A 12341-nucleotide genomic window follows, 5' to 3' on the forward strand; every position below is an offset into this window, starting at 1 on the left:
CGTTCATCGCTGAACCCCGCTGACCCGGCGGCTTGTGTTCCGTTGTTCCGTGTCAGTGGAGGCGCATTATAGGGAGTTCTTCGGCGGTGACAAGCATAAAATTCAAAAAAATTATCGTTCGCTTATTTTTCAAACTTTACGTTTATTTAACCTTCGAATTGACCGTTAATTGCGCTAATTCTCGCGCAAAACCGGCCACCTGCGTCCAGTCGGTATAAACCACTTCTTTACGCGTGTCGGTTTCGCCCCCCGTCATCTTCATTATGAGCCGAATCATAAAGCGGTCATACCATGTATAACGTGGATAGCGCAGCGCGCCCGCAAAGACACAGCAGAGATCGGGCTGCCAGGGAGAGCTCAACAGGAACTTACGCGTATAGCTGTTAGTTTGTGGCGTACGCTTTTCTGGTTTACGCGCAACAAGATTGACCGAGTAAAAAGCACTGGGCAGCGCATTCAGCGAATTAGCATGCTTTTTCACGAATCGATCGACGGCAGGATGGAAATGCCCGTAACGAATCGATGCGCCAATCACGACGCGGTCATAATCCTGCCACACAATCTCTTCCGTGCGATTCAGGTTAACCACATCCGCATACACGCCGTGTTCTTTTAATTCCGAGGCCAGATAAGAGGCAATCTCTCGCGTCTGCCCGTCTCGCGTAGAGAACAGTATTAATGTTTTCACCAATTCCTTCCTTAGTCTCGCCAGAATGTTGGAGTGAACAGAACCAGCAGCGTAAATACCTCAAGACGGCCAAAGAGCATGTTGGCAATCAGGATCCATTTTGCCACCGGATTCATACTGGCAAAGTTATCCGCGACCACGCCTAGGCCTGGCCCGAGGTTATTCAGCGTGGCGACCACCGAGGCAAAGGCGGAGAAGTCATCCACCCCCGTCGCGATAATAGCCAGCATACTGACGATAAACACCAGCGCGTAGGCTGAAAAGAAGCCCCAGACAGCTTCAAGAATACGTTCTGGTAAGGCGCGATTGCCAAGCTTAATACTATAGACCGCGTTCGGATGAACCAGACGTTTCAGTTCACGGTTGCCTTGTTTGAACAGCAGCAGGATACGAATAACCTTAAGACCGCCCCCCGTCGAGCCTGCACACCCACCGATAAAGGCGGAGCATAAAAGCAATACGGGTAAGAACAATGGCCAGCGGGCAATACTGTCGGTGGTGAATCCGGCAGTGGTCGCCATGGAGACCACCTGGAAGAAGGCCTGATTCAGCGTGGTCACCGCAGAGCTATAGACATCATGCAGCCATAACACCGAGGTGCAAACCACCACCAGCGTCAGTTGCACACCGATGAACATCCTGAATTCGGGATCGCGCCAGTACACTTTCAGGCTACGACCGCTTAATAAAGAGAAGTGCAAACCGTAGTTACACCCGGAGATCAGCAGGAAAATAGCAATAATGGTGTTAATGGTCGGGCTGTCAAAATAACCCACGCTGGCGTCGTGCGTCGAAAACCCACCAATGGCGATAGTCGCAAAGCTATGCCCGATAGCATCAAACGCAGGCATCCCGGCAAACCACAGAGCCAGCGCACAGGCAACGGTCAGCAGAACATAGATGAACCACAGGGTTTTTGCCGTCTCGGCGATGCGCGGACGCATTTTGTTATCTTTCAACGGGCCGGGCATTTCCGCACGGTAGAGCTGCATGCCCCCGACGCCCAGTATCGGCAGAATCGCCACCGCTAAAACGATGATCCCCATACCGCCAAACCACTGCAGCATCTGTCGATAAAAGAGGATGGCGTGGGGAAGCGAATCCAGACCGACCAGCGTCGTGGCACCCGTGGTGGTTAAGCCTGAAAACGATTCAAAAAATGCATCCGTGACCGTCAGATTAGGCTGCTCGGAGAAGATAAAGGGTAGCGCACCCACGCTCCCCAGCACGGTCCAGAACAGGACGACGATCAGAAAGCCTTCGCGGGATTTCAGCTCACCCTTCTCACGACGGTTAGGCCACCAGAGTATGGAGCCGATCGCCAGCGCAGCGAAAAAGGTTTGGGTAAACGCTCGCCCCGCCCCGTCCCGATAGATGAGCGCTACCAGTCCGGGCAGGATCATCGTCCCGGAGAAAAGAATTACCAGCAGTCCAACGATTCGGGTTATGGCACGAAAATGCATCTCTGCCGTTTCCTTTGGTATTCAGAAAGTAAGGTGGGGATTATTCTTCAATCGGCAGTAATTGCAACGAACCACGACTAAAATCAGCCAGTTTTGCTGAAAAAGCCGCCTGTTCTGCCTGAGGAAGCGCCACGCGTAATTGCACCATCGCCTGGTAATCACTGTGCACTATGCCGCCGTTAAATTGCTTAAGCAGCGATTCGATGCCGGATAACTGAGCGTAATCACACAACAAAGTATATTCGGTAAGTGGCGTTTTGCGGATCGTCGTGAGCTGATTTAACGCCTGCTGCACGCCCCCGCCGTAGGCTTTCACCAGCCCACCGGTGCCTAATAGTATGCCGCCGTAGTAACGCACTACGACGGCGGTAATCTCCCCGACGCCGCTCCCCATGAGCTGGGAAAGCATCGGTTTACCTGCGGTTCCGGCAGGCTCACCATCATCAGAAAAACCAAGCTGCTGGGAGTCGTTCGGCGCGCCCGCGACCCAGGCAACGCAATGGTGCCTGGCATCGGGATGCTCTGCCCGAACGGATTCAACAAAGGCTTTCGCCGCTTCTACGCCGTCGGTATGTGCCAACAGCGTAATGAAGCGGCTCTTTTTAATTTCTTCAACGAAGGTGACCGGTTCTGCCGGTATCAGCCAGCTATCCATCAGGCGAGTTTGAGATCTCGCGTCATGTTTTCGATGCTGTTTTCGTGGATCACCACGTTATCTTCGATACGAATGCCCCCAAACGGTTTCAACGCATCGATTTTCTGCCAGTTAAAGTGCTTGCTGAACGCGCCTTCCCGCCATGGCGTCAGCAGCGATTCGATAAAGTAGAGGCCCGGCTCGATGGTCAGCACCATGCGCGGTTGCAACACGCGTGTGCAGCGTAAATAGGGATATTTAGACGGAGCAGCCAGATGCGTGCCCGTATCATCCTGCATGAAGCCCGCCACATCGTGTACCTGGAGGCCCAGCGGATGCCCAATGCCGTGCGGCATGAATGGCCCGGTCAGGTCGTTTTCGACCATCGCTTCTTCGCTCATGTCGGTGACAATCTGATGTTTACGCAGCAGTTTGGCAATGCGCTGATGGAACTGAATATGGTAATCAACGTAGCTGGTGCCGGCCTTCATGGTGCCGATCAGCGCCAGCTGTTCGTCGTTCACATCCTTGATCAGCTGTGCGAACTCGGTATCACCATTTGCCGCCCAGGTACGCGTCAAATCAGCCGCATAGCCGTTGTACTCCGCTCCCGCGTCCAGCAGGAAGCTGCGCGCCTCTGAGGGAATACGGTGATCGAGTTTGGTGTAATGCAGGACGGACGCGTGCTCGTTAATTGCCACGATATTACTGTAAGGCACGTCGGTATCACGATGGCCCGTAGCCGTCAGGTAGGCCTGATTGATGTCAAACTCGCTCATGCCTGAAAGAAACGCTTCATGCGCCGCACGATGGCCATTCACCGCCGTTTTCTGGGCTTCACGCATACAGGAGAGCTCATAGTCAGTCTTGTAAGCGCGATAATAGTGCAGGTAGTCCAGCACCCCTTTCGGGTTGATTTTATCGGCCGCAATATCCAGACCCAATGCGCGTTCAGGCACCGGACCGATATAGGCGACATTGCCGCGTGCGGCAGGTAACTGGCTGCCAATGCCGTCAGCTTTTGGCAGCGCAATGACATCCACTTCTTCAGTCCAGAAGGAGGTGGGCAATGGCTCCACGTTATGCCAGTAATCCACCGGCAGATAGAACCACAGCTTCGGCTTGTTCACGCCATCGACCAGTAGCCAGCAGTTTGGCACCTGCGTCACCGGCACCCAGGCTTTGAACTGAGGGTTAACTTTAAACGGGTAAGCATGGTCGTCCAGGAACGTATTCATCAGTTCGCCGGAGTGGATGAGCAGGGCATCCAGCTTGAAACGCGCCAGCACGTCACGGGTGCGTTCCTGAAGAGTAACAATATGATTTTTATAGAGTGCGGCCAGTGAATCCATCATTTTCCCTTTCGTTTTAATGACCTCAAGTCTTCGCATCTTAGCACACCTGACTCAGGCTGCGTGATTTCCACCGAGCGTGATCAGTGCAGCAATTTTGTAATGACTAATTTGCATTTTATTAACATAAATCCCACACTCCGTCTCATCTGGTATGACCAGATCCCCTTGCTGGATTCAGGAGACTGACATGCTCTACAAAGGTGACACCCTATACGTTGACTGGCTGGAAGATGGCATTGCCGAACTGGTGTTCGATGCCCCCGGCTCAGTAAACAAGCTTGATACTGCGACCGTAGCCAGCCTTGGCCACGCGTTAGATGCCCTTGAAAAACAATCCGATTTAAAAGGGTTGCTGCTGCGTTCAAACAAAGCCGCCTTTATTGTCGGTGCAGATATCACTGAATTCCTTTCTTTATTCCAGGTGCCACAAGAGCAGCTGAGTCAGTGGCTGCATTTTGCCAACAGCGTCTTCAATCGTCTGGAAGATTTACCGGTTCCGACTCTTTCCGCGGTTAACGGTTACGCGCTGGGGGGCGGATGTGAGTGCGTACTCGCCACCGACTATCGTCTGGCCACGCCGGACCTGCGCATTGGTCTGCCGGAGACGAAGCTGGGCATCATGCCAGGCTTTGGCGGTTCGGTTCGCCTGCCTCGCCTTCTGGGCGCCGATAGCGCACTGGAGATTATCGCCGCGGGTAAAGATGTCGATGCCGATCGGGCGCTGAAAATCGGTCTGGTCGACGGCGTCGTACAGGCGGATAAACTGCATGACGGCGCTCTGCGCATTCTGCGTCAGGCCATTAATGGCGATCTCGACTGGAAAGCCAAACGTCAGCCGAAGCTCGAACCCCTGCATTTGAGCAAAATTGAAGCGACCATGAGCTTTACCATCGCCAAAGGCATGGTGATGCAGACGGCAGGCAAACATTATCCCGCGCCGATAACCGCCGTGAAGACAATCGAAGCCGCTTCACGTCTGGGACGTGAAGAAGCCCTCAAACTTGAGAATCACAGTTTTGTTCCGCTGGCGCACACCAACGAAGCCCGTGCGCTGGTTGGCATCTTCCTTAACGATCAGTTCGTCAAAGGCAAAGCGAAGCAGTTGACGAAAAACGTTGAGACACCAAAACAGGCGGCCGTCCTTGGCGCAGGCATTATGGGCGGCGGGATTGCGTATCAGTCAGCCTGGAAAGGCGTGCCGGTCGTCATGAAGGATATCAACGACAAATCCCTGACGCTCGGTATGACCGAAGCCGCCAAGCTGCTGAACAAACAGCTTGAGCGCGGCAAGATTGATGGCCTGAAGCTGGCAGGGGTCATCTCCACCATTCAACCCACTCTCGATTACAGCGGGTTCGACCGGGTAGACGTCGTGGTCGAAGCGGTTGTGGAAAATCCTAACGTTAAAAAAGCGGTACTGGCGGAAACGGAAGATAAAGTACGCCCGGATACCGTTCTGGCATCGAACACCTCGACTATTCCGATTAGCGAACTGGCCAGCGTGCTGAAGCGTCCGGAAAACTTCTGCGGAATGCACTTCTTTAACCCGGTGCACCGTATGCCGCTGGTCGAAGTGATCCGGGGCGAAAAAACCTCTGATGAGACCCTTGCGAAAGTGGTGGCGTGGGCCAGCAAAATGGGCAAAACCCCGATTGTGGTCAATGACTGCCCGGGCTTTTTCGTTAACCGCGTTCTGTTCCCCTACTTTGCCGGGTTCAGCCAGTTACTGCGCGACGGTGCGGATTTCCGCAAGGTCGATAAAGTGATGGAAAAACAGTTTGGCTGGCCGATGGGTCCTGCTTATTTGCTGGACGTTGTCGGGATTGACACCGCGCATCACGCCCAGGCGGTGATGGCCGCTGGTTTCCCGCAGCGCATGCAGAAAGCGTACCGCGATGCCATTGACGCCCTGTTTGACGCCAGCCGCTTCGGCCAGAAAAACGGCCTGGGCTTCTGGCGCTATAAAGAAGACAGCAAAGGCAAGCCGAAGAAAGAAGAAGATGCGGCCGTGGATGGCCTGCTGGCCGACGTCAGCCAGCCGAAACGTGACTTCACTGACGAAGAGATCATCGCCCGTATGATGATCCCTATGGTGAACGAAGTCGTGCGTTGCCTTGAAGAGGGAATTATCGCAAGCCCGGCAGAAGCCGATATGGCGCTGGTTTACGGACTGGGCTTCCCTCCGTTCCACGGCGGCGCGTTCCGCTGGCTCGATACGCTCGGCAGCGCGAAATATCTCGATATGGCTCAGCAATATCAGCATCTCGGCCCGCTTTATGAGGTCCCGGAAGGCCTGCGCGCCAAAGCTCGCCATAACGAACCGTATTATCCACCCGTCGAGCCGGCCCGTCCGGTAGGCGAACTGAAAACGGCTTAAGGAGTCACAATGGAAAAGGTTGTCATTGTCGATGCAATACGTACCCCGATGGGCCGTTCAAAAGGTGGCGCATTCCGTCACGTGCGGGCTGAAGATCTCTCCGCGCATCTGATGCGCAGTCTGCTTTCACGCAACCCCGCGCTGGAAGCCGCCGCGCTGGATGATATCTACTGGGGTTGTGTGCAGCAGACGCTGGAGCAAGGTTTTAATATCGCCCGTAACGCCGCTTTGCTGGCAGAAATCCCGCACTCTGTTCCTGCCGTCACCGTCAACCGCCTGTGCGGTTCTTCCATGCAGGCACTTCATGATGCAGCCCGCATGATCATGACGGGTGATGCGCAGGCATGCATGGTGGGCGGCGTGGAACATATGGGCCACGTGCCTATGAGCCACGGTGTGGATTTCCATCCGGGCCTGAGTCGTAACGTCGCGAAAGCCGCGGGCATGATGGGGCTCACGGCTGAAATGCTCTCCCGCATGCATGGCATCAGCCGCGAAATGCAGGACACCTTCGCCGCACGCTCCCATGCCCGTGCATGGGCCGCGACACAGACGGGAGCCTTTAAAAACGAGATCCTGCCTACCGGCGGTCACGACGCAGACGGGGTACTTAAACAGTTTTACGCTGACGAAGTGATTCGTCCGGAAACCACGGTTGAAGCCCTTTCGACTTTGCGTCCGGCGTTTGATCCGGTCACCGGTACCGTCACCGCGGGCACCTCTTCGGCGCTCTCCGACGGAGCGGCCGCCATGCTGGTGATGAGCGAAAGCCGTGCGCGTGAGCTTGGTCTGACGCCTCGCGCCAGAATTCGCTCCATGGCGGTGGTCGGTTGCGACCCGTCAATAATGGGTTACGGCCCGGTTCCAGCCTCAAAACTGGCTCTGAAAAAAGCGGGTCTGTCGACCAGTGATATTGATCTGTTTGAGATGAATGAAGCCTTCGCGGCACAGATCCTGCCGTGTATCAAAGATCTGGGCCTGATGGAGCAGATCGATGAGAAGATCAACCTGAACGGCGGTGCGATCGCGCTGGGTCACCCGCTGGGTTGCTCCGGGGCTCGTATCAGCACCACGTTGATTAACCTGATGGAGCGCAAAGATGCTCAGTTTGGTCTGGCAACGATGTGCATTGGGTTAGGTCAGGGGATCGCGACGGTCTTTGAACGGGTATAAATCAGGAAAAGTATCTTAAAGCCAATGGCGTCAGAACGAGGCGGCACGCGAACGAACCCCGATGAGCTTACTGAAGTAAGTGATTCGGGGGAGCGAGCGTAGCCCACGCGGTCAGGGCGTCATTGGCGAAGAGAGACAGTTTAGTTGCCGTTTTTCCCGCCTGTCAGGGGCGGGTTTTTTTATTCAGATAAAAGCAAACGCATCGCCAAACAGACGGTCTTCACGCGCTTCACGCTCGTTACAGAACAGATCGCGGGCAATCTTCGCCATTTCAAAACGTCCGGCAATATAGATGTCATGCTCCGCCAGCGTGCCGTAATCCTGTAACACCGCCGTCAGCACCGTACCGCTGCGCCCGCGCCAGTCTTCTTCTGGCTGCTCAACGACAGGCTCAATGCGCAGGTTAGGATGGTTTACGCTCAGCGCTTCCAGCTCGGCCAGATCGTAGAGGTGCTTCTCTTCACGGCCACCCCAGTAGATGGTGATATCCCGGTGCGGATTACGCGCCAGCGCCGTCAGCAGAATGGAACGCACGTAGGAAAAGCCCGTGCCGCCCGCAATCAGAATGAGCGGACGTTCGTCTTCATCACGCAACCACGCCTCACCGTGCGGAATATCCACTACGATTTCACGCTCTTTCAGAATACGATCCATTACCGCCATGGCATACAGGTTAAGCTCAGACGCCCCGATGTGAAGCTCAATAAATTCCTTTTCCGCAGGCGTAGACGCCATTGAGAAGGGACGCTTATCCCGTTCATCCATCACAACCATAAGATACTGGCCCGCGCGGAACGAGAATTCCGCCTCTGGCACCAAACGGACGCGATATACGGTGTCGGTGATAGCATCTACCGAGGTCACTTTACAGCTTAAGGTTGTCATTCGCTCTCTCTGTCGGGAAATCTATAGGGCTAACGGTGAGTCTCAGTCTTACCGTCATTCATTATGGCCAATTCATCCCAGATCGCGTCAATTCGCGCTGTCACCTCGGGATCCTTTTTGATCGGGCGACCCCATTCACGCGAGGTTTCGCCGGGCCATTTATTAGTGGCATCCAGTCCCATCTTCGAGCCAAGTCCGGAAACCGGCGAGGCAAAATCCAGATAATCTATCGGCGTATTTTCCACCATCACGGTATCACGTGACGGGTCCATACGCGTGGTGATAGCCCAGATAACATCGTTCCAGTCTCGGGCGTTCACGTCATCATCGCAAACGATAACAAATTTGGTGTACATAAACTGACGCAGGAAAGACCAGACGCCCATCATGACCCGTTTCGCATGGCCCGCATACTGCTTCTTAATCGTCACGACGGCAAGGCGATAAGAGCACCCTTCCGGCGGTAAATAGAAGTCCACAATTTCCGGGAACTGCTTTTGCAGAATAGGAACAAAGACTTCGTTTAACGCCACACCCAACACGGCAGGTTCATCCGGTGGACGCCCGGTATACGTGGAGTGATAGATGGCATCTTCGCGTTGCGTAATGTGCGTTACGGTAAAGACCGGGAAATTATCGATTTCGTTATAGTAGCCGGTATGATCGCCATAGGGCCCTTCCGGTGCCATTTCACCCGCCTCAATATAGCCTTCAAGCACGATTTCCGCACTGGCAGGGACTTCAAGATCGTTTGAAATACATTTGACGACTTCAGTTTTCGTGCCGCGCAGCAAGCCGGCAAACGCATATTCCGAAAGGGTATCCGGAACAGGCGTGACGGCACCGAGAATCGTGGCAGGATCGGCGCCTAACGCCACAGAGACCGGGAAACGTTCACCGGGATGTGCAGCGCACCACTCCTGGAAATCCAGGGCACCGCCGCGGTGGGAAAGCCAGCGCATGATCAGCTTATTTTTACCAATCAGCTGCTGGCGGTAAATCCCTAAATTTTGGCGTTCTTTATGCGGACCCCGCGTGACCGTCAGACCCCAGGTGATCAGCGGTGCGGCATCTTCAGGCCAACATTGCATGATGGGGATACGCGTCAAATCAACGGCGTCGCCTTCAATGATTTTTTGCTGACACGGCGCACCACGCAGACGCTTGGTCGGCATGTTCAGCACTTGCTTAAACTGAGGCAATTTATCGAAGAGGTCGCGGAAGCCTTTTGGTGGTTCTGGCTCTTTCAGGAAGGCCAGCAGTTTGCCCACTTCACGCAGCGCGCTAACGTCTTCCTGGCCCATGCCCATGGCCACGCGCTTTGGCGTGCCAAACAGGTTGCACAGTACCGGCATGGAATAGCCTTTCGGATTTTCAAACAGCAAAGCGGGGCCACCGGCACGCAAGGTGCGGTCAGCAATTTCTGTCATTTCCAGATAAGGATCAACAGGTAGCGAAATGCGTTTCAGTTCGCCCTGCTTTTCCAGCAGCGCAAGGAAGTCGCGTAGATCGTGGTATTTCATGCAGTTCGTCATGGCCTCTTCATAAGCGCTTCATTATACGGCGTTCGTCACCGTCATGCTGTAATTTTGTTATCAGGCTGTGTCGTGCCTCTATAATCAACTTAGCGATCTCGCCAGGGTTTTGGTATGCTTGCGCCCGAACAAAGGAAAGAGTGATTATGCAGGCCTGGTATCTTCTGTATTGCAAACGTGGGCAACTTCAGCGTGCTCAGGAACATCTTGAACGTCAGGCAGTCCACTGTCTGACACCCGTGATCACGCTTGAGAAAATTCAGCGCGGCAAGCGTACTGAAGTCACGGAACCGCTGTTCCCGAACTATCTGTTCGTCGAGTTCGACCCGGAAGTGATCCACACCACCACAATCAATGCCACGCGGGGCGTCAGCCACTTTGTACGTTTTGGCGCGCGTCCGGCCACCGTGCCTGCCTCGGTCATTCATCAGCTTTCCATCTATAAACAGCCAGAGGATTTGACCGATCCTGAGACCCCCTTCCCCGGCGACGACGTCGTGATCACCGAGGGTGCCTTTGAGGGGTTAAAGGCGATCTTTGCCGAACCCGATGGCGAAGCGCGTTCGATGCTTCTGCTTAACCTGCTGAATAAGCAGGTCTTACAGAGTGTCAAAAACACCGCTTTCCATAAACTTTAAAACGTAATCCCAAACAGCCTGCGCACATTGTCATCGGTTTGCGCGGCAAGCTGCTGTGCCTCTTCGCCACGCCAGTGCGCCACCCGTTCGACAATATGGCCCAGATAAGCGGGTTCATTACGTCGTGATGCGGGTTTCGGTTTCATATCACGTGCAAGCAAATACGGCGCATCGGTTTCAAACAGCAGCCGATCGGCGGGAATCAGGGGCAACAGTTCGCGTAATTCCAGACCCCGTCGCTCATCGCATACCCAACCGGTAATCCCCAGATATAAGCCCCGGTTTAAACATGCCAGCGCGTCACTTCGCGAACCGGTAAAACAGTGCAGCACCGCACCAGGCAGTTTATCCAGCCAGGGTTCAAGTAGCGCCATAAAACGCTCATGGGCATCGCGACAGTGCATAAACACCGGCATACCCAATTCTGCGGCCAGCGCAAGCTGGGCGGAAAAGGCCGCTTCCTGCTCAGCCGGTGTGGAAAAATTGCGATTAAAATCGAGACCACATTCCCCTATCGCCACGACCTCGGGCTGGCGGGCTAATGCGCGAAGTTTATCAGCGCTTTCCTCCGTCCACTGACTGCTGTCATGCGGATGGACACCCGCCGTTGACCAGCAATGTGGGTAATGCTTCGCCAGAGTTTGCGCCTGCTCGCTTTCATGGAGATTCGTGCCGGTCAGCAGTAACCCTTTCACCCCAGCCGAGAAAGCGCGCGCCACGACCTCATCACGATCGTGAGAAAATTGCGCACTGGTTAAGTTCAACCCGATATCAAACATGTGGTCTCCCATATAACAACCGCCCTTTCGGGCGGCTGGATTTTACTCTTCTGATGATTTTTCTGGTTCGGCTTCTTCATCGTCCGGGGTACGTCGTTTGCCCACATAGAAGCGTGAGAAGAAGACGCCCACCTCGAACAGGCAATACATCGGTATGGCCAGCAGCGTTTGCGAGAAAACGTCCGGCGGCGTTAAGAGCATACCCACAACAAATGCTCCCACCAGGATGTACGGGCGTTTCTTACGTAAGTCATCCGGTGTGGTCACGCCCATCCAGCACAGCAGGACGATGGCAACGGGCACCTCAAAGGCCACGCCAAAGGCCATAAACAGCGCCATGACAAAGCTGAGGTAGCTGGCGATGTCGGTCGAGACCTGCACGCCCGCCGGTGCGGTATTTGCCAAAAAGCCAAACGCCAGCGGGAAAACCACGAAATAGGCAAACGCCATGCCGATGTAGAACAGCAGCGAACTGGAAACCAGCAGCGGGATAACCAGCTTGCGTTCATGCTTGTACAGGGCCGGTGCCACAAACGCCCAGACCTGATACAAAATCACGGGCGCAGAGGCAATCAGCGACACCCAAAACGTCAGCTTAATTGGCGTAAAGAAGGGAGACGCCACATCGGTGGCAATCATTGTCGCCCCTAACGGCATCTGTTTTATCAGCGGCGCAGAGACCACCTGGTAAATATCGTTAGCGAAATAGACCAGGCACAGGAAAATGAGTAAAACCGCAGAAATACTGTATAACAGGCGCTTACGCAGCTCGATGAGGTGCGCGATGAGCGGTTGTGTATCTTCTACTGCCATA

Annotated in this window: 11 protein-coding genes; 3 read left to right on the forward strand and 8 right to left on the reverse strand. The window is 54.5% G+C overall.

Annotated features, from left to right (window positions below; genetic code table 11):
* Positions 1–142 precede the first annotated feature (142 nt).
* From hemG to pepQ, 4 genes are read right to left on the reverse strand one after another with little or no spacing between them, the layout of a single operon-like run.
* Positions 143–688: a menaquinone-dependent protoporphyrinogen IX dehydrogenase gene (gene hemG, locus LZP96_RS21345; protein WP_258926338.1), complete on the reverse strand. Its 546-nt coding sequence runs from the start codon at positions 686–688 to the stop codon at positions 143–145.
* A gap of 11 nt (positions 689–699) precedes the next feature.
* Positions 700–2151 (reverse strand): Trk system potassium transporter TrkH, encoded by a 1452-nt coding sequence (gene trkH / locus LZP96_RS21350; protein ID WP_064327872.1) that lies wholly within the window; start codon positions 2149–2151, stop codon positions 700–702.
* Between the two features lie 40 nt (positions 2152–2191).
* A complete protein-coding gene (locus LZP96_RS21355) occupies positions 2192–2806 on the reverse strand; it encodes an IMPACT family protein (protein ID WP_064327873.1) in 615 nt (204 codons plus the stop codon).
* Entirely contained in the window at positions 2806–4137 is a 1332-nt protein-coding gene (pepQ, locus tag LZP96_RS21360; RefSeq protein WP_258926356.1) for a Xaa-Pro dipeptidase, read from the reverse strand. Before pepQ ends, LZP96_RS21355 begins: the two co-directional genes overlap by 1 nt.
* Positions 4138–4327: 190 nt before the next feature.
* On the opposite strand from pepQ, the gene fadB reads away from it, so the two are divergent.
* Both fadB and fadA read left to right on the forward strand, forming a co-directional pair.
* Positions 4328–6517, forward strand: coding sequence for a fatty acid oxidation complex subunit alpha FadB (fadB, locus tag LZP96_RS21365; protein ID WP_064327874.1), 2190 nt, complete (start codon positions 4328–4330; stop codon positions 6515–6517).
* A gap of 9 nt (positions 6518–6526) precedes the next feature.
* Complete coding sequence (gene fadA / locus LZP96_RS21370) at positions 6527–7690, forward strand: acetyl-CoA C-acyltransferase FadA (RefSeq protein WP_258926339.1); 1164 nt, start codon at positions 6527–6529, stop codon at positions 7688–7690.
* 183 nt (positions 7691–7873) lie between these two features.
* On the opposite strand, the gene fre is transcribed toward fadA, so the two are convergent.
* Both fre and ubiD read right to left on the reverse strand, forming a co-directional pair.
* Positions 7874–8575, reverse strand: coding sequence for an NAD(P)H-flavin reductase (gene fre, locus LZP96_RS21375; protein ID WP_258926341.1), 702 nt, complete (start codon positions 8573–8575; stop codon positions 7874–7876).
* Between the two features lie 29 nt (positions 8576–8604).
* The gene (gene ubiD / locus LZP96_RS21380) at positions 8605–10110 is read right to left on the reverse strand and encodes a 4-hydroxy-3-polyprenylbenzoate decarboxylase (RefSeq protein ID WP_064327877.1); all 1506 of its coding nucleotides are present in this window, start codon (positions 10108–10110) and stop codon (positions 8605–8607) included.
* A gap of 146 nt (positions 10111–10256) precedes the next feature.
* Here ubiD and rfaH point away from each other — a divergent pair, with 146 nt between their 5' ends.
* Positions 10257–10748 carry a transcription/translation regulatory transformer protein RfaH gene (gene rfaH, locus LZP96_RS21385; protein WP_064327878.1) on the forward strand — a complete coding sequence of 164 codons (492 nt, stop codon included), beginning with the start codon at positions 10257–10259 and terminating at the stop codon, positions 10746–10748.
* Here the strand turns inward: rfaH and tatD are convergent.
* Both tatD and tatC read right to left on the reverse strand, forming a co-directional pair.
* On the reverse strand, positions 10745–11527 hold the full coding sequence (gene tatD, locus LZP96_RS21390) for a 3'-5' ssDNA/RNA exonuclease TatD (RefSeq protein ID WP_258926342.1): 783 nt from the start codon (positions 11525–11527) through the stop codon (positions 10745–10747). The genes rfaH and tatD overlap by 4 nt on opposite strands.
* Before the next feature lie 42 nt (positions 11528–11569).
* Positions 11570–12340, reverse strand: a complete 771-nt coding sequence (gene tatC, locus LZP96_RS21395) for a Sec-independent protein translocase subunit TatC (protein WP_064327880.1) — start codon at positions 12338–12340, stop codon at positions 11570–11572.
* Between the last annotated feature and the right edge of the window lies 1 nt (position 12341).

The sequence above is a fragment of the Huaxiibacter chinensis genome, from assembly GCF_022171985.1.
GTDB lineage: Bacteria > Pseudomonadota > Gammaproteobacteria > Enterobacterales > Enterobacteriaceae > Enterobacter > Enterobacter chinensis_A.